Raw genomic sequence first — 18,693 nt, 5'->3', positions numbered from 1 at the left:
GGCTAAATCGCAGAGAGTGATTTCAAATAATCATATAGAGCGGTAACCTCATTGCTGGATAAATCCTTATTAAAGATCATCAGCGTTTCAATTCTTCCCTTGAAATCCGGGTCTTCATCACACCAATTTGATCGCCCGATGAAATTGCTGGTCCTGGGAATATTAATCACAGGATGTCCGTTGGATTTACGATTGATTCGAACCCCATCAACATAAATAGCCATTACTCCATTTTCGGATATGGTACCAGCAATAAACATGGGCTGTCCATTTTCGATAACGTCTGCTGCGACAACACGGCCACGTGTTCTGTTTAATAATGAATCTGAATTGATCCAGCTCGTAAAGGCAAGACTGTTACTTTCCTGAAGTCTTGAAAGGGTAACATTAAAACCTTCCTGTTCTCCCGGACCATTTCCAAAGTCAATGATGCGCTCGAAGTATCGATTTTCTGAAAACTCAACGATTGCAACAACGGAAAAACCATCGTTCCATATTGGCCCGATACTATCGATTGTCATATAGCTGCTGGGGCTTTCTTCACATCCCGGAAGATCGGAAGCCTGGTTGAATTGATATCCTGTTGTACCCAACCCATTGGTGAACGGGGTTACATTACCTACGATATTGAAGATTCCGTCCTTATCGAAATCGATCACAGACTTCATGAGCAGTTCCTCAACATTCACAGGCTCCTCATCAGCGCCGCAGTTCATCAGGCCCAAGGAAAAAAACATCAACAATAAGCCGTTCAAGAAAATTTTACTAAAGGTTCTCACCATTTTAATCGGTATAATTGTAAGGTGTAACACGAATTTACACTTATTAATAGTATAATTCTTCCGGTAGTAACCGGTAAATGTGGTTATTTATAATATGAGACAAATAACTCGAATAATTGTTTACACGGCTTTATCGGGCATTTTATGGGGTTGTTTTAGTCGATCTAATGATCAAATGTCTGATATTCAGGTAGATTGGCAGTCAAGTGATTTCCTTTTGGAGCAAAGTGGAAATTCACGTGATCTTCTGTTAAAACAGGCGGAAATATTGATTCAAAAAAAAGAATATGATCAGGCCTGGACACGTCTCAATCGCGAAGTATTCAAATTTGTCAGTAATCCGCAACATTCATTCCTGAAGGGAAAAACTGCCTTCTACCTCGGTTCCTATGCGGATGCGCAGCGATACCTGGAAGATGCCCGTGAATTGGGCTTTACCGAGGATGAATTATTTTATTTATCTGCAGCAGCATCTTTGAAACTGGGCGATAATAAAGCCGCCATTGAGTCTGTTAATACACTGCTGGCACTACAGCAAAAACCCGAATTCCATACGTTAAAGGGGCAGGTACTACTCGAAGCGGGCGATACTGTGCGTGCAGAACGTGAGTTTCAGGTATCCATAGGTCAGGATTCATCTATACGCGAAAATTATCTGGGGCTCGGTACGTTGTACTTGAGTCAGAATAAGCCTGAAAAGGCAGGGCAATTGACGGATCTTTGGCTTTCAAGGGAGCCCCTGGACCGGGATTTTCTTATGATAAAAGCACAAATGCTGGAGAAAAGCGGAAGCTACAGGGAAGCCGGTGATCTTTACCGGCTGCTGAATAATCCTTCAGACCCTGAATTTCTGAGACTTCGGGCTGAAAATTTTTACAAACAAGGCAAGTATGACAGCGCAGCCATCCTTTCTAACCAGGCCCTGATGCTGCAGGATGAACCCCTGGCACGGTTGATTCTGGCCCGGTCCTTTGAAGCTCAGCGATTGTATTCCGAGGCGGAAAACGAGTACAAAATAATCCTGGAACGTGATTCTACCGTTTCTGAAGCCTCTGAAGCGATCACCCGGCTGGAGCGTAGAAGCGAGTATTTAAGATATTTACGGGAACAGGAAGAAAAGGCCAGTCAAATGACACCTCCAGAGCCCGACAGGATCGATCTGAATGATTCCATCAGGTAACCTAAATTTTCCCATCATATCTTTTTTTATGCATCTTTGCGGAACAAAGCAAGAATAACACGAACCTATGATCAATATCACATTGCCGGATGGAACGGTAAAGCAATACGAACAGGGCGTTACAGGACTGGATATTGCCTATGGTATCAGCGAAGGCCTCGCCAGAAATGTACTGGCGGCACGAGTTAACGGTGAAGTATGGGATGCCTTCAGGCCGATTAAGGAAGATGCCACCGTGGAATTGTTAACCTGGAATAATGATGAAGGACGAACGACCTTCTGGCACTCTTCGGCGCATTTACTTGCAGAAGCACTGGAAGCCCTCTATCCGGGGGTTAAATTCGGTATTGGTCCGCCTATCGACAACGGCTTCTACTATGATGTAGACCTTGGCGATCAGGAATTCGGTGAAGATGACCTGGTACGTGTAGAGCAGAAAATGGTGGAGCTGGCCCGTGAGAAAAACGAATACAAACGGGAGGAAGTTTCCAAAAGCGATGCGCTGAAATATTTCACTGAAAAAGGAGACGAATATAAGCTTGAGCTCATAGATGAGTTGGCCGACGGTACCATCACATTTTATCAGCAAGGAAATTTTACCGACTTATGCCGCGGGCCGCATATTCCGAATACAGGATTTATTAAAGCGGTTAAGCTCACCAATGTGGCAGGTGCTTACTGGCGGGGTGATGAGAAGAGGAAGCAACTCACCCGAATTTATGGCATTACTTTTCCAAAGCAGAAGGAACTCACCGAATACCTTGAGCGGCTCGAGGAAGCTAAAAAGCGGGATCACCGTAAACTGGGAAAGGAACTTGAACTGTTTACTTTTTCCGAAAAAGTTGGGATGGGTTTGCCGTTGTGGTTGCCGAAAGGAACCATTCTCAGGGATCGTCTGGAAAATTTTATGCGACGTGCGCAGATCAAATCAGGTTACGATCCGGTAGTTACGCCCCATATCGGGAGTAAACAGCTTTATATAACATCCGGTCATTACGAAAAATATGGGCAGGATTCGTTTCAGCCTATTCATACGCCCCACGAAGGTGAGGAATTCCTGCTGAAACCCATGAATTGTCCGCATCATTGTGAGATCTATGCCTCCAAACCACGGTCATACCGTGATTTGCCGGTTCGCCTGGCAGAATTTGGAACCGTTTACCGGTATGAACAGAGCGGGGAATTACACGGATTAACCCGGGTACGGGGATTCACGCAGGATGATGCACATATCTTTTGCAGGCCAGACCAGGTAAAGGAAGAGTTCATTAAAGTGATCGACCTGGTTCTTTATGTTTTTAAAGCACTCGGATTTGAGGATTATACAGCGCAGGTTTCATTGCGGGACCCTGACAATAGGGAAAAGTACATCGGTGCCGACGAGCTGTGGGAGAAAGCAGAGCGAGAAATACAGGAGGCAGCTGATGAGCGCGGACTTACAACCGTTGTGGAGTTGGGAGAAGCAGCTTTTTATGGCCCGAAGCTCGATTTTATGGTTAAAGATGCACTCGGCCGAAGCTGGCAGCTGGGGACCATCCAGGTTGATTACACACTTCCTGAACGATTTGAACTGGAATATACCGGGGCAGATAACCGGAAACACAGGCCCGTGATGATACACCGTGCACCATTCGGATCCATGGAACGCTTTATTGCAGTGCTCATTGAACATTGTGCGGGTAACTTCCCGCTATGGCTGGCCCCGGATCAGATCGCCGTTTTACCGATCTCAGAAAAATATCAGGCCTATGCTGAAAAGGTATTCCAGGAGCTGAGTGAGGCTGATATTCGCGGATTCCTTGATAACCGTGATGAGAAAATCGGCCGGAAAATCCGTGATGCGGAAGTAAGTAAAGTTCCTTTTATGCTGATTCTGGGTGAAAAAGAGCAGGAAACTGGTACGGTTTCCATACGAAGACATGGTCAGGGAGATGTAGGAGGTATGGCACTTGATGAATTTATTTCTTACTTTCAGGGGGAAAGGGATGAAACCCTGGTGAAATTATAAATGAAATATGCGGAGTCGTTGAATAATACAAATTATATCACGATATTTGCAACTTATTTTTGTCGAACAAAACAAGGGAGGTAACAATTAGCAAACAACGTAATACAAGGAGAGGCTACCGTGGAAGAGTAGAGGAGCCTTATCGGGTTAACGAACGAATCACTGCGCCCAAAGTAAGGGTCGTGGGAGATAACGTGGCAGTGGATGTATATCCGATCAACCGGGCGCTTCAGATGGCTAAAGAGCAGAATCTGGACCTGGTAGAGATATCGCCGAAGGCGGATCCACCTGTTTGCAAAATAATTGATTACTCGAAGTTTAAGTACGAGCAGAAGAAAAAGCAGAAGGAGATCAAAGCGAATGCGCAGAAGACGGTTATCAAGGAGATACGTTTTGGTCCGAATACTGAAGAGCATGATTTCAATTTCAAGTTGAAGCATGCCCAAAATTTTCTGGCGGATGGTGCCAAGGTAAAGGCTTACGTTCATTTTGTGGGACGTAGTATTGTTTTCAAGGAAAGGGGAGAGATTCTCTTGTTGAAATTTGCCCAGGCACTGGAGGAGTATGGAAAGGTAGAACAATTGCCAAAGCTTGAAGGGAAGCGGATGACGATGTTTCTATCCCCCAAACCGATCAAGAAGCCGGGAAAGAAATAAAGAGAATATACAGATCATAAACAGATAGGAAAATGCCTAAAGTAAAAACAAAATCAGGAGCAAAGAAACGCTTTAAGCTCACTGGTACGGGTAAGATCAAACGCAAGCATGCGTACAAGAGTCATATCCTGACCAAGAAAGAGACAAAGCAAAAACGCAATCTGACGCATATGACATTGGTTCACAAGGCCGATGAGTCAAACGTCAGGGATATGTTGAGAATCTGATTCTCAATGTTATCAACAGGTTTTAGTGTTTAACCAGGTAACAGGTTTTTAAGCGCGTAACAGCCGCCTTTTACCAAAAAATTTTAATAAAATGCCTAGATCAGTAAATCATGTTGCGTCAAAAGCACGCAGAAAAAAAATCCTAAAAGCCGCGAAAGGCTATTTTGGAAGAAGAAAAAATGTTTGGACCGTTGCAAAGAATGCCGTAGAAAAGGGATGGCAATATTCTTATCGTGACAGAAAAGCGAAGAAAAGAGATTTCAGAAAACTTTGGATTCAGCGGATCAATGCAGGTGCCCGTCAGCACGGCATGTCATATTCGCAGTTAATGGGTAATCTTAAAAAGTCAAATATCGATCTGAACCGCAAAGTTCTGGCCGACCTGGCAATGAATCACCCTGAAGCTTTTGAAGCAATTGTAAACAAAGTAAAATAAGGAATCAGATCTGTATATTATGAAAGCCCGGTTACGCCGGGCTTTTTTTATGGAGTTCGGTGAGGATTTCCTCTCTGAAAACTTCAGCGGGTTTTGTATCAATTTTAGCCTTTTCAAATTCGTGAATAACAACGAGGCCAGTTGCACGGGTAATCAACATAGCCGAGGCGTTCGTTAAGTCGGAAGTTTTAATACTTTGTTCCTGAACAGGCACTGACCAGTGATCTTCGTTCTTAAGAATGAAGGAGCGCATTGTACCTGCCACACCTCCTGCCGAAAGCGGCGGTGTGATCCAGGTTCCATCAAACAGGACGAAAAGATTGTGAGAAATACATTCGGCAACTTCGTCCTTCTGATTACAAAGGATGAGTTCATCGAGTGCACGGTCCTGGCATTCAATACTGGCCATGATATAGGGGAGGGCATTCATGTTTTTGGTAAAGGACCAGGGATATGGGCATATCCTGATTTCTTTGGAAATTCCAAGTGAATACAAACCATTTCCCTCAGTGAAGGGGCGAATTGTTAGCAGTGAATCGGTGGTGGTGGCATCTGCTCCATATCCGGGTTTGTCGGAGGCATGTCTCCAGAACATGAGCTTGGCCGTCACCTGTGTCTCCTCCGGAAAGTTAAGCTGACTTAATGTTTCAATATTGGCTTCAAGATAACGTAGTTCATTTGGGGAGATATCCAGTCGTAAAACCTGGGCTGCACGCTGCAGCCTCATTTTGTGAAATTCAAGGAGCGGAGCTTTACCGTTGCGGAACCAAATCGTTTCAAAAATGCCGTCACCATATTGAAATGCGCGGTTTTCCGGCATAATCGGAAGTGGTGTATCTATCAGGTTATTGTTAAATAATGCCTTCATCTATTGTAGTGTTTGTCCTGTTCAGTACCCTTTATTTGAGACTCAAATGGGAATTTAACCATTTATAATTTTCATCACACACTATACAGCAGATATGCTTAATATTGGAATATAAATCATCCTGAATGAGCGAAAAAAGTGGAATTTTTGATATGATCGGACCGGTGATGATCGGCCCGTCAAGTTCACATACCGCAGGCGTGGTACGAATGGCCAGGGTGGCAATCCGTGTTTTAGGAGAAAGGCCTGATGAAGCCACTATCACGTTCTACAATTCCTTCGCACGTACGTATGAGGGACATGGCAGCGATAAAGCGGCAATTGCCGGATTGCTTGATTTTAAAACGGATGATGAACGCATCAGGAATTCTTTTGATCATGCTGAAAAGGCAGGTTTAAAATATACGTTTAAATCGGTTGGTAACGCTTCTACCGTTCACCCGAATACGGTGAAATTCGTTCTTCAGAAAGGTGATCATAAAATTGAGATCATCGGTGAAAGTAAGGGTGGCGGTGTGATTAATATTGCGGAACTGGATGGATTTAAAGCTGATTTCTCGGCGAGCCTGCACACATTGATCATCAAGGCACATGATGTAAAAGGGAGTATTGCACATATTTCCAGCGTCCTTTCCCATGACCATTGCAATGTTGCGACTATGTCGGTTTCACGGAAAGCTAAGAATGATCTGGCATGCCTGGTGATTGAGATGGATTCGGGGTTAAAGCCTGTGTCGCTGGAATATATCAAAGGACTTGATTGGGTAACGGAAGTAATTTATATCCCTGATATAGATGTATAATAACAATTGAAATGAAACTCAAAATATTAGCAAGCTGTTTGGTTTTTTTCTCACTTGGTGCAATGGCACAGGAGGAAAGACCCCAGGTGTGGACGCTGGAAGAATGTATTAACTATGCTCTTGAAAATAACCTGGACATCCAGCGGTCTGAATTGAATCTTCAGACATCTGAAATTGGTTATCAACAGGCTAAGATGCAGCGCTTCCCTGATCTTACCGGCCGGGCATCCGCAGGAAGAAACTGGGGTCGTTCTATTGACCCGGTAACAAACCTTTTCGTGAGCCAGGCGATTAATTCTGTGAATCTGAGCGCTTCCAGTTCTGTCGTACTTTTCAATGGTATGACGATCAACAACACGGTGAAACAAAACCTGTTTCAGTATGAGGCCTCACGGAAAGAAGTGGACGTGACAAGAAATAATGTGATGCTGAATATAGTAGGGTTTTATACGAATGTTCTGTTTACCAGGGAGTTGGCCGAAAATGCCAGGAAACAGCTGAATTCTATACAGCAACAGGTGGAGCGAACAAGGATCCAGGTTGAAGCCGGAGCATTACCACAGGCCAACCTCCTGGACCTTCAGGCACAGCTCGCTACGAATGAATTTAACCTGGTGACAGCCGAGAACAATTATCAGCAGGCCAAAGTACAGTTAATGCTCGCCATGCAGCTGCCCCCGCAGGCATCAGTTGAGATTGAGGTTCCGGAAATGGATGTAGAGACAGACTTGATCCTGGAATTGAGCGCATATGAAATATACGAGATCGCACTTGCCAACATGCCCGAAATACAAGCGGCAGAATTGAATGTGGAAGGCAGTGAATATGCTGTGAAATCTGCTAAGGGGGCCTTTTACCCATCACTTCTCCTGTCAGGAAATATTTTCACCAACTATTCCGACCGGATTAATACAAGAACGCTGCCGGATGGGACGTCAACTCCAACGACCGTGGTGATTGGTCAGGTACAGGGCACCGGTGATCCGGTAATTTCGACCATAGATGTACCCAATGTTTCTGAAGAGGCATTTGGTTTCCCTGAACAGATGAATGAAAACCTGAGTCAGTCGGTTTCGCTGGGTATGAATATTCCAATCTTCAACCGCTTTTCAGCAAAATATGACTATCAGCGTGCAATGATCAATCAGGATCGTGCCATTATCGATAAAAAGAATCGTGAATACGTACTGTGGCAACAGATTCAGCAATCGTATAATGATGTGGAAGCTGCCTCCAAATCATATAATTCAAGCCTTTCACAGGTACGTGCAAGAGAAGAATCTTTCAGGGTAATCGAAAAAAGGTATAATAGCGGAGCTGCTAATTTTGTGGATTACCAGGTGGCTGAAAATGATTTCTATAATGCGCAATCTGATTTGTTAAGAGCGAAGTACGACCTAATATTTAAACAAAAAATACTTGATTTCTACCAAGGCAAACCTTTAGAATTTTAAAAAATGGCAAAGAAAAAATCATCAAACCGCTGGTTATATTATGTTATCGGAGCCCTTGTACTTATCGTGGTTTTACTATTTGTTGGAAGATCACAGGGCTGGATAGGCAAAGCAAAGGAAATCGAGGTTGAAATGGCAAAAGCCACCCGGCAGTCGATTGTTGAAAAAGTAAGTGCATCGGGAATGGTGCAGCCGGTTGTGGAAGTAAAACTCAGTCCGGAAGTTTCCGGCGAGCTGATCGAATTGAATGTCGAGGAAGGAGACTCTGTGGTTGAGAATTTTGTGCTTGCGAAAATCAGGCCTGACAACTTCATTGCTGCCCGTGATCAGGCACAGGCAGCCCTGAATCAGCAAAAGGCAAATTTAATGTCCTCACAAGCATCGCTCTCGCGTGCTCAGGCCACCTATCAGCGGGCAAAGCAGGATTATGACCGTCAAAAGAAGTTGTACGATGAAAAAGTGATCTCTGAATCAGATTGGGAATTGGCCCAGCAGAATATCATCGTTGCCGAAAATGATCTTAAATCGGCTCGGCAAAACGTTCAGGCAGCATCTTTCATTGTAAAAAGCAGCCAGGCATCCCTTGAACAGGCCACCGAAAACTTGCGGAGGACTGCGGTTACCGCCCCTATGAGTGGAATTGTTTCAAAGCTGAATGTGGAACAGGGTGAAACCGTTCTGGGTACCCAGCAATTCCAGGGAACCGAGATCATGCGGATCGCAGACCTGAATAAAATGGAAGTTCGTGTAGACGTGAATGAGAATGATATTATTCGGGTGGCAATTGGTGATACGGCTGTAATTGATGTGGATTCCTATTCTTACCTGGACAAGGAGTTTACGGGGATTGTAACTGCCATTGCCAATACAGCGAACGATAAAGCCTCGGCAGATGCCGTAACAGAATTTGAAGTACGCATTCGCATACTGAACTCCTCATATCAGGATCTGGCTTCTGAGGGGAATAAATTTCCTTTCAGACCTGGAATGACAGCCAGTGTGGATATTATCACGCAGCGAAAGAACAATATACTTACAGTTCCCTTGTCATCTGTAACCACACGAAATCCTAATTCTATTCGGTCACGATCCGGAAAAGAGTCTGAAGAGGAACCGGAAAATGAGGCCCGGCAGCAGACTTCCAAGAGTGAAGATCAGGAGGTTGTATTTGTTAATGAGGGCGGTGTTGCAAGAAAGCGGGTGGTCAAAACAGGGATCAGTGACTTTGATAATATCGAAATCATCGAAGGCGTAAGTGAAGGAGAGGAGATTGTGACTGGTCCGTTCCTGGTAGTGTCAAAACGCCTTGAGGATGGCGACAATGTTACAGCCCGCAAGTCAAGGGGCAATTCACCGGTTAGAGAAAATACCGAATCAGATTAGCGTATTTGATTTTCAAAAAGAAACCCGGCTAACTATTGGTCGGGTTTTTTTATGGGAATGCAGTACCTTCGTAATCTATGGCGGACACTTCCGGATTTTTCAAAAGAATTCTGTTCATACCGGCATCAGGACCGAAAGGTTCGGGTGAATATATCCGTTCACTCAATATTGCGAATCACATCAATAGTCGATTTCCCTCGGCCCATATTCAGTTTTTGCTGAGCAGGCAATCTCCTGCTTCTGAAACATGTCCATATTCTGCGGTCATGCTGCCAGATACGCCTACATTCTGTACAACAGAGGTAAAGCAGGCAATAGCCGATTATAAGCCTGACCTGGTCATCTTTGACGCAACGGGGCGTTCATCCCAACTTCGGTTGGCTAAGAAATCAGGTGCGCGTACGGTGTTCATTGCCCAGAATTCCGCAATCCTGAACAGGGCTCTGGGGCTTCTCCGTCTTGGTTTTACCGATGAAATATGGATTGTTCAGCCGGAATATGTCCTTCCGCTCAGCGGTTGGAATGCCCTGAAAGCAAGGCTTTTTCATCAGACCGTTGTCCATACGGGACCCGTTTTTCCGGTTATAAACCCAGAAAAGAAAAGAGAGATTCTTGATAACTTCACGGTGTTGAAGGAAAAATATATTCTTTGCAACCCCGGGGGTGGCGGTCATGAGATTTCCGGTGTGCCGGCGGTAAAGTTATTTGAGGATGCTGCGAAGAGAATCCACCGACAAAGCGGCCTTCCGGTGGTTTTTGTATATGGACAAAATTATACCGGAGAATTGCTCGATCAGGAAGGAATTACTGGTATCTCTAAACTTTCACCTGAGGCTTTCCATGTTGCCATCTCGCAGTCCACTGCATTTTTAAGCGGAGGGGGTGGGGCCGTTTTTCAGGCTATGGCTGAGGATATACCTTGTGTGGCTGTGGCATTATCGGCTGATCAGGAGGAAAGAATTCGCAAGGCAATGCGTAAAAAAAATATCCTCACCTGCAAAGCAGATCCGGAGAATATGGCTGATACGGTCCTCAAGGCATTAGGTTTTCCACCGGCTGGCATTATGGATAATGATGAAATTCTTGTTTCTTTAGACATTATTTTGGACAGACTTATTCAATTAACTACTTCTTTTGATCATGCATAAGAAATATGATTCGGAATTTTATGGTGACAGGGATGCCAGAACCCGTTATTCGGCAGAAAGGTTAATCGGAAGGGTATTGGAGCTGACAGATCCAAATAGTGTTGTAGACCTGGGTTGCGGCGTGGGTACCTGGCTGAAGGTTTTCAAAGAGAAGGGAATAGCTGAAGTAATGGGATTAGAAGGATCCTGGGTTAATGTGGATAATGTTGTGATCGGTAAAGATGAATTCATGCATGCCGAATTAAAGCAACCGCTTTCATTACAGCGAAAGTTTGATTTGGCGATTTCATTGGAAGTAGCCGAGCACCTGGAGGAAGAATATGCCGAACAATTTGTGATCAATCTCACGTCTCTTGCGCCCCTTATTTTGTTTTCAGCAGCGATCCCATTTCAGGGAGGCGTAAAACATTTCAATGAGCAGTGGCCATCATACTGGCAGTCGATATTCAAAAAACATGGTTATATTCTCCTGGATACCATTCGGCCCCATGTTTGGAATGATCCCAGGGTGGAGAGTTGGTATGCACAGAATTCATTCATGTATGTGAAGGAATCAGAGCTGGATAATTATCCGAAACTCGTTCCATACAAAGATTTGAATCAAAATATGGTAGACGCCGTATTGCCGGAAGTTTTCGAGCGAAAGATGCGGAACTATACGCTTACCAAGTGGTTCAAGAATAAACTGGGACTGCTTCGCTGAATTTAATGAAATTGCTGTAGTTCATACCAGACCCTGTTGATGGGCAATCCTACCACATTGAAGTATGAACCTTCAATTCTGTCAATTCCTATGAGCCCGATCCATTCCTGAATTCCATAGGCCCCTGCTTTGTCGTAGGGCATGTAGTTTCTCACATAGTAGTCGATTTCCTCCTCGGTAATGTTTCTGAATTTAACCCGCGTGGTTTCTGAAAAGGAAACTTGCAGTGTACGTGAAAGCAAACAAACGCCAGTTATGACCTCATGCCATTTCCCTGAAAGAGACTTCAACAGCTCAGTAGCTTCTGGCGTGCTATTGGGCTTCCCAAGGATCTGATCATTGAGTTTAACAATGGTATCTGCTGTAATAAGAATTTCATCACCTTCCAGGATTTCTTTATTGAATTCAGCCTTTTGCTCTGCAAGGTAGCGTGGAACCTCTTCCGGAGGCATATCCTGTGGGAAAGTTTCTTCCATCAGGTTTTGCACTACAGTGAACCCCAGTCCGGCCTGACGCAGCAGTTCATGTCGCCTGGGTGAGTTAGAGGCAAGCAATATGGTTTTGCTGAAATTCTTCATTTTCTATTGAACTAAAAAGATAGCCACAAATCGCTTTAGGATAGAAGTAAGTGGATTTTTGAGGCATGATATAACCGGAATAACATACATTCTTTACTTCCTGCATAGAAATTCCATTGGTAATGATGGCAAGTTGCTTATCACCGTGCTGAACCTGGTTCAGGCATTCACTGAAACTTCGTTCAAAGGAAACATTTTCTGAACTACGCTGATCTTTTCCCCGAATACCCAGGAGTTTCTCCAAAATGAAGTAGTGCATTACGGTTAGATCCAGCTTTTTTACAACTTCCGGGAATTTCCAGGGAATTTCCCCAATTCGCTCTGGCTTCAGCCGCACTTTCCACGCATTTTCCTGAAACATGAGCGCGAACGCCCATGGTTTTCCGGCAATAATTTCAACAGCAGAATGCGGGTCATCAATTGGTTTAATGATAAAGTCATTGGCAGCCTGCTCCAAAATTTTCGTTTCATTGAGGCTGGTTAAACCCTGGATCAATCGGTGTGTTGGTAAAATCCTGAGGTCATCGGCTTCTGTATTGGTGAAGTACATGAGGTGGAAATTATAACCCTCATTTCCTGAATGGCCGGGATTGGTTTCAATCATTTCATGTTTGTAGATCAGAGACCCTTCATACCGGTGATGACCGTCGGCAAGTATTACAGGCTTTTCTTTCATCAGGCTGATAAATTCCTGGATGGCCTGTCTGTCGTGAATTACACTCAGAACGTCACGAACCCCCTGATAATCTTCCACATCGTAAATGGGATTTTTCATGCTTTCATCCATATACTTTTCCAGGGTAAACGATGGATCAGTATAAAGGCCATGGGTTGGGCTTACATTCAACTGGGTGGATCGAAGAACATCAACCCTGTCATTTACAGCTTTAGGGATGGTATTCTCATGTCTCAGGAGAACGTTATCTTTCCAGTCATATGCCCTGATGTTACATATAAACCCTTTTCTGCAGAACGTACGGCGGTTACCCGGCAGGGAGAAGTACTGATAATAAACATAAATCGACGGCAATTCATCTCTTTTCAGGGTTCCATCGAGCTTCCATTGTTTTAAACGTTCAGCAGCATTACTGGCTGCATTATCGCCCCTGGGAACAGAAAGGTGAATACTATTAAGCGGATTCAGGTATAATTTTTCGCGCTGCCGGTCTGATACAACGTCAAAAAGGGGAGAAGTGAACTCTTCTATACGGGAAGAAAACTCCGGATTATATCTCCACGCCCTGAGCGGTTGAATTTCTGCCATAACTAATTACCCGGGAAGCGGGCTCTTTTTTTCCAATTGCCCGATGTTGATGTTACCTTGGATTCTGCTGCAGATGATTTTGCGCCATTGCCATAGATTTTTGCTGTTAATGCAGCTGCAATTTCTTCCATCTCCGCATCGGGTACCCCGTCGAGTACATCCGGTGTAAAATATCGTTCCACAAATTTTGTGTCGAATTTACCGGATCGGAAAGCCTCATGTTCCATTACGAATCTGCCAAAGGATAATGTTGTTTGTACCCCACTAATGAGGTATTCATCTATTGCACGGATCATCCTGTTGATGGCCTCTTCGCGGCTGTCTGCATGAACCGCTAATTTGGCGATCATCGGGTCATAATGGATAGGAATGGTCATGCCCTGTTCAAACCCGTCATCAACACGTATTCCGGGGCCCTGTGGGCGAACATAGGTATTGAGCGTGCCGGTATCCGGTAAAAAGTTATTAGCCGGATCCTCTGCATAAACCCGAAGTTCAATAGCATGGCCGTGAATTTTGAGATCATCCTGCGCAAAGGGTAACGGATTACCTTCGGCAATTCTGATCTGTTCTTTTACAAGATCCAGTCCGGTGATCAGCTCGGTTACCGGGTGTTCAACCTGAAGGCGGGTATTCATCTCAAGAAAGTAGAAATCCAGTTTTTCATCAACGATGAATTCCACCGTACCTGCACCACGGTATTTACAGGCCTTGGCCACTCCAATAGCGGCATCGCCCATTCGCTTTCTCAGTTCAGGCGTGAGGACTGAAGACGGTGCTTCTTCAACAACTTTCTGGTGCCTCCGCTGTACAGAGCATTCCCGTTCGAAAACGTGAATGATATTTCCATGGGAATCTCCCAGGATCTGAAATTCAATATGACGCGGGGATGTGATGAATTTTTCGATAAATACGCGACCATCACCAAAAGCCGATTTCGCCTCACTCACCGCACGATTCATCTGAGATTCAAACTCCTCTTCGTTTTCTACTACACGCATTCCTTTTCCTCCACCACCTGCGCTGGCTTTGATCAGTACGGGGTACCCGATCTGACCGGATATCTTTCGCGCTTCATCAATATCGCCGATCGCACCATCCGTACCAGGAATAAGCGGCACGTTATAATCGGCGACGGCGGCTTTTGATGCAAGTTTATCGCCCATAACCCTGATAGCATCGGGGGTGGGTCCAATGAAAATGATACCAGCTTTTTCTACTTTTTCGGCAAATACGGCATTTTCAGAAAGGAATCCATACCCTGGGTGTATTGCATCTACCTGGAGGGATTTACAAACATCGATAATACGATCCATTTGCAGGTAGGATGCAGAACTGGCTGCTTCACCAACCCAGACGGCTTCATCCGCATTACGAACATGCAGGGCGTTCCGGTCTGCCGAAGAATAAATGGCGACGGTCTTAATTCCCATTTCTTTGGCCGACCGGATTATCCGAAGAGCGATCTCTCCGCGGTTGGCAACCAGAATTTTCTTAATCTTTATCATAATAATCGTGGGTGTCCTTACAATGCTACTTAATAAATTATTATTTTCGAAACAGAGCCTTATTAAACAGGGTCAGGTTTGCCAAGATGCACAATAGTGTTAACTTTGTGTGTTTTTTGATGAACAGGAAAAACGAACTAAATACATAAGACGTGGATCTATTTGATAAATTAAGAGTGGAGCGAGGGGAACTAGGTCAGCATTCCCACCTACCCAAAGACTATTTTATGTTTCCAAAGCTTGAAGGGGAGATTGCGCCCCGGATGAAGTTTAACGGAAAGGAAGTGCTAACCTGGAGCCTGAATAACTATCTCGGCCTGGCCAATCATCCTGAAGTAAGAAAAGCGGATGCAGATGCCGCGGCCCAGTGGGGTCTGGCGTACCCTATGGGGGCGCGTATGATGTCGGGTAATTCCGTTCATCACATTGAACTGGAAAAACAACTAGCATCTTTCATCAATAAAGAGGCGGTTCAACTGCTGAATTTCGGTTACCAGGGCGTTTTATCTATTATCGATGCGGTGGTGGACAGGAAGGACGTCATTGTTTATGACGCGGAGTCACATGCATGTATCATAGATGGTGTTCGTTTGCACATGGGAAAACGTTTCGTTTATCCGCATAACAACATCGAGAACCTTGAAAAACAATTGCAGCGTGCACAGAAAATCACTGATGAGACCGGTGGTGGAATCCTTGTGATTACAGAGGGAGTTTTTGGTATGTCTGGAAACCAGGGTAACCTGAGAGATGTCGTAGCCCTCAAAAAGAAATATCCATTCCGTCTGCTTGTTGATGATGCACATGGTTTCGGAACGATGGGTAAAACTGGTGCGGGTACCGGAGAAGAGCAGGGTGTTCAGGATGGCATCGACCTTTATTTCTCAACGTTCGCGAAATCAATGGCCAGTATTGGCGCATTTGTAGGTGGAGACGCCGGTGTAATTGATTATTTACGATATACGGTGCGATCTCAAATATTTGCGAAGTCTCTTCCAATGCCCCTGGTTATCGGTGCATTAAAACGCCTGGAGCTGTTGCGTACACAACCTGAACTTAAAGACAATCTTTGGAAGGTCGTGAATGCACTGCAGAGCGGACTTAAGGCACATGGATTTGATATTGGAACAACACAGTCTCCGGTAACGCCTGTTTTATTCAAGGGTGGACTTGGAGAAGGTGCTAATATGGCCATGGACCTTCGTGAAAATTATAACATCTTCTGTTCGATGGTGATCTATCCTGTGGTACCACGCGATGTGATCATGCTTCGGCTTATTCCAACGGCTGTTCACAGCCTGGATGATGTGAAAGAAACCATTGATGCATTCGCAGCAGTCAAACATAAGCTGGATAATGGATTCTATCAGAGGGAAGAACTGGTTGCAGTGACCAAATAAAATAAAAAAAGTGTGTTTTTAGTTGATTTAATCACATTTTGAGTATATTGCCAACGCTAAATAAATCAACAGAAACTTTTTAAATAAACTATTTTAAACCAATCAAGCATGAAAAGATTTAACGAAATCAAAGACCTTGTAATGTCGTTGGAGGCTGACTTCGAGAAGTTCTATGAAAAAGGAAATAATGCTGCAGGTACCCGCGTAAGAAAGGGTATGCAAGAATTAAAGAATCTTGCTCAAGATATCAGAGTAGAAGTTCAAGATAAGAAAAATCAGGGATAACAAATTCTCAAAAGAGAAAGGGAGTGTGAAAGCACTCCCTTTTTTTTTGTTCAAATGTAAATATTCAGATACCTATTAATCAGGGGTTTATGAATTAATAAAGTACCCTGAATTTAATAGTATGCTCAATCTTCCGTAAAGCCTTTATTACATCCCTGTCATAGGCCTTATCGATGTCGGTAATTACATATCCGATCTTCTCATTTGTTTTCAGGTATTGCCCGACAATGTTGATGTCATGATCAGCCAGCACCTTATTGATCCTGGCAAGAATACCCGGCATGTTCTGGTGAATATGAATCAGGCGATGTGCATTCTTCAGTGTTGGCAACTGAAGGTTCGGGAAGTTTACACTGTTTGATGTACTACCGGTATTGATGTATTCCATGATTTTTCCAGGCACAAAGGATGCAATATTTTCCTGTGCTTCCATCGTGCTTCCTCCGATATGGGGAGAAAGTATTGTATTGGGTAAACCCCGCAAGCGTGACGAAAATTCCTCATCGTTACTTTTAGGTTCCTCAGGAAATACGTCTACTGCTGCTCCGCCAACTTTTCCGGATTCAATATTTAAGGCAAGTGCTTCAATATCCACTACATGCCCGCGGCTCAGGTTCAGGAAAATGACCCCATCCCGCATGTGAGCAAATTCTTCCGGACCAATCAGGTCTTTGTTTTCCTTTCTTCCGTCAACATGAAGGCTGATGATCTCTGCTTTTTGGAGTAACTCTTCGAGGGAATCACATTTCTGAGCATTACCCAGTGCCAGTTTTTCCTCGACATCGTGGTAAATAACTTTCAGGCCCATGGATTCGGCCAGGACGGATAATTGTGCACCGATATTACCATAACCGATGATTCCCAGCACCTTACCGCGAATCTCAAAGCTCCCTTTAGCTGATTTATCCCAGAGACCCTGATGCATCGAGGATGATTTATCTGCAAGCTTGCGCATCAGAAAAATCATTTCTGCAATGGCCATCTCCACCACCGAACGTGTGTTGGAAAAGGGTGCATTAAATACGGCAACTCCTTTGTCAAGACATGCATTCAGGTCAATCTGATTCGTGCCAATGCAGAACGCCCCAATTGATATCAGGCGGTTTGCATGCTCAAGTACCTTGGCAGTCACATTGGTTTTACTCCGGATACCCAAAACCGAGACATCCCTGATTTTTTCGCAAAGTTCGTCTTCATCCAGTCCTGCAGGATATACAGAAACGTTGTAACCTTCTTCCTGCATGAGCTTGATGGCCTGCGGGTGAATGTTCTCCAGTAATAATACGTTGATTCTGTTTTTGGGGTAGGAAATGGCAGTATTCAGCTTGTTCATATAAAGGAATTCATCGAGACTTGGGGCGACGTGATCGGCTTTTTCAGTCACAGATTCACGTTCCACATTCTCGGTAAATGCATAAAATTTATTGGCCAGACCGGCTGCCTTGATCTCATAATCCGTGTAGCCGTCTCCAATTACATAAACATCTCCTTTCAGATTTAAGTGCCTCAGTTGCTCAACCTTTCCGTTATTGGAGGCAAGTACATTGTCCTTGTCATAACCGGTAATCTTCCCGGTGTCATCAAAGGTGAAACTATTAGCAAAAACATTTTCCGGCTTAATGTGAAATTCCTCTACGATCGGTACAATGAAATCACGGAAACCGTTTGATATGATATATACCCGATCAGAATATTTCTCAAAAAATTCACGGTTTCGGCGGAATGAGGACGATACCTTTTCTTTCAGGGATGAAATAAGCTCCGGCAAATGATCCCGATGGGCATCCAGCAGCTCAAGTCTCCGTTCGATGGAATCCTTGAGGGAAAGCGTACCCTCCATGCCCCTGTCTGTAATTTCCTGTATTTCTTCCACACGTTCCTTTTTTCGCGCATGGTTTTTCAGTGCAATCTCTGCGAGCAGATCCATGGCTTCGACCTGGGTGAATGTGGAATCAAAATCTATGATAAAATATTTCTTCACGGAATGAGGTATTTCTATTTAACGACGAA

18 protein-coding genes are annotated in these 18,693 nt (G+C 44.3%); 12 read left to right on the top strand and 6 right to left on the bottom strand.

What is annotated here, in order from left to right; genetic code table 11:
* Positions 1–2: 2 nt before the first annotated feature.
* Positions 3–716 (bottom strand): LamG domain-containing protein, encoded by a 714-nt coding sequence (locus LDX50_RS06975; RefSeq protein ID WP_225697717.1) that lies wholly within the window; start codon positions 714–716, stop codon positions 3–5.
* Positions 717–957: 241 nt separating this feature from the next.
* Here LDX50_RS06975 and LDX50_RS06970 point away from each other — a divergent pair, with 241 nt between their 5' ends.
* The 5 genes from LDX50_RS06970 (at position 958) to rplT (ending at position 5,289) form a co-directional block, all read left to right on the top strand.
* Positions 958–1,962: a tetratricopeptide repeat protein gene (locus tag LDX50_RS06970; protein WP_225697716.1), complete on the top strand. Its 1,005-nt coding sequence runs from the start codon at positions 958–960 to the stop codon at positions 1,960–1,962.
* Between the two features lie 67 nt (positions 1,963–2,029).
* Complete coding sequence (gene thrS, locus LDX50_RS06965; protein WP_225697715.1) at positions 2,030–3,970, top strand: threonine--tRNA ligase; 1,941 nt, start codon at positions 2,030–2,032, stop codon at positions 3,968–3,970.
* Between the two features lie 59 nt (positions 3,971–4,029).
* Positions 4,030–4,626, top strand: coding sequence for a translation initiation factor IF-3 (gene infC, locus LDX50_RS06960; RefSeq protein ID WP_225697714.1), 597 nt, complete (start codon positions 4,030–4,032; stop codon positions 4,624–4,626).
* Positions 4,627–4,658: 32 nt separating this feature from the next.
* On the top strand, positions 4,659–4,853 hold the full coding sequence (rpmI, locus tag LDX50_RS06955) for a 50S ribosomal protein L35 (protein ID WP_225697713.1): 195 nt from the start codon (positions 4,659–4,661) through the stop codon (positions 4,851–4,853).
* A 91-nt stretch (positions 4,854–4,944) separates the two neighbouring features.
* A complete protein-coding gene (gene rplT, locus LDX50_RS06950) occupies positions 4,945–5,289 on the top strand; it encodes a 50S ribosomal protein L20 (RefSeq protein ID WP_225697712.1) in 345 nt (114 codons plus the stop codon).
* A gap of 31 nt (positions 5,290–5,320) precedes the next feature.
* Here rplT and LDX50_RS06945 read toward each other — a convergent pair whose 3' ends face one another.
* Positions 5,321–6,157 (bottom strand): aminotransferase class IV, encoded by an 837-nt coding sequence (locus tag LDX50_RS06945; protein ID WP_225697711.1) that lies wholly within the window; start codon positions 6,155–6,157, stop codon positions 5,321–5,323.
* Positions 6,158–6,282: 125 nt separating this feature from the next.
* On the opposite strand from LDX50_RS06945, the gene sdaAB reads away from it, so the two are divergent.
* The 5 genes from sdaAB to LDX50_RS06920 all read left to right on the top strand — a co-directional run bounded on the left by sdaAB (position 6,283) and on the right by LDX50_RS06920 (position 11,648).
* Positions 6,283–6,960 (top strand): L-serine ammonia-lyase, iron-sulfur-dependent subunit beta, encoded by a 678-nt coding sequence (sdaAB, locus tag LDX50_RS06940; protein ID WP_225697710.1) that lies wholly within the window; start codon positions 6,283–6,285, stop codon positions 6,958–6,960.
* An 11-nt stretch (positions 6,961–6,971) separates the two neighbouring features.
* The gene (locus LDX50_RS06935; RefSeq protein WP_225697709.1) at positions 6,972–8,414 is read left to right on the top strand and encodes a TolC family protein; all 1,443 of its coding nucleotides are present in this window, start codon (positions 6,972–6,974) and stop codon (positions 8,412–8,414) included.
* Between the two features lie 3 nt (positions 8,415–8,417).
* Positions 8,418–9,797, top strand: a complete 1,380-nt coding sequence (locus tag LDX50_RS06930) for an efflux RND transporter periplasmic adaptor subunit (RefSeq protein WP_225697708.1) — start codon at positions 8,418–8,420, stop codon at positions 9,795–9,797.
* 77 nt (positions 9,798–9,874) lie between these two features.
* Positions 9,875–10,945: a glycosyltransferase family 9 protein gene (locus tag LDX50_RS06925; RefSeq protein ID WP_225697707.1), complete on the top strand. Its 1,071-nt coding sequence runs from the start codon at positions 9,875–9,877 to the stop codon at positions 10,943–10,945.
* Positions 10,938–11,648, top strand: coding sequence for a methyltransferase domain-containing protein (locus LDX50_RS06920; RefSeq protein WP_225697706.1), 711 nt, complete (start codon positions 10,938–10,940; stop codon positions 11,646–11,648). Before LDX50_RS06925 ends, LDX50_RS06920 begins: the two co-directional genes overlap by 8 nt.
* A gap of 2 nt (positions 11,649–11,650) precedes the next feature.
* On the opposite strand, the gene LDX50_RS06915 is transcribed toward LDX50_RS06920, so the two are convergent.
* From LDX50_RS06915 to accC, 3 genes are read right to left on the bottom strand one after another with little or no spacing between them, the layout of a single operon-like run.
* Complete coding sequence (locus LDX50_RS06915; protein ID WP_225697705.1) at positions 11,651–12,226, bottom strand: Maf family nucleotide pyrophosphatase; 576 nt, start codon at positions 12,224–12,226, stop codon at positions 11,651–11,653.
* Entirely contained in the window at positions 12,189–13,490 is a 1,302-nt protein-coding gene (locus LDX50_RS06910) for a DUF1015 domain-containing protein (protein WP_225697704.1), read from the bottom strand. The genes LDX50_RS06915 and LDX50_RS06910 overlap by 38 nt, the downstream gene beginning before the upstream one ends.
* A 2-nt stretch (positions 13,491–13,492) precedes the next feature.
* Entirely contained in the window at positions 13,493–14,998 is a 1,506-nt protein-coding gene (gene accC, locus LDX50_RS06905; protein WP_225697703.1) for an acetyl-CoA carboxylase biotin carboxylase subunit, read from the bottom strand.
* A 152-nt stretch (positions 14,999–15,150) separates the two neighbouring features.
* On the opposite strand from accC, the gene LDX50_RS06900 reads away from it, so the two are divergent.
* Complete coding sequence (locus LDX50_RS06900; RefSeq protein ID WP_225697702.1) at positions 15,151–16,398, top strand: aminotransferase class I/II-fold pyridoxal phosphate-dependent enzyme; 1,248 nt, start codon at positions 15,151–15,153, stop codon at positions 16,396–16,398.
* 108 nt (positions 16,399–16,506) lie between these two features.
* The gene (locus LDX50_RS06895) at positions 16,507–16,683 is read left to right on the top strand and encodes a histone H1 (RefSeq protein WP_225697701.1); all 177 of its coding nucleotides are present in this window, start codon (positions 16,507–16,509) and stop codon (positions 16,681–16,683) included.
* 94 nt (positions 16,684–16,777) lie between these two features.
* Here LDX50_RS06895 and serA read toward each other — a convergent pair whose 3' ends face one another.
* A complete protein-coding gene (serA, locus tag LDX50_RS06890) occupies positions 16,778–18,664 on the bottom strand; it encodes a phosphoglycerate dehydrogenase (protein ID WP_225697700.1) in 1,887 nt (628 codons plus the stop codon).
* Positions 18,665–18,693 lie beyond the last annotated feature (29 nt).

It is taken from the genome of Fulvivirga sedimenti (genome assembly GCF_020328055.1).
This window is presented reverse-complemented; position numbering and strand designations above follow the sequence as displayed.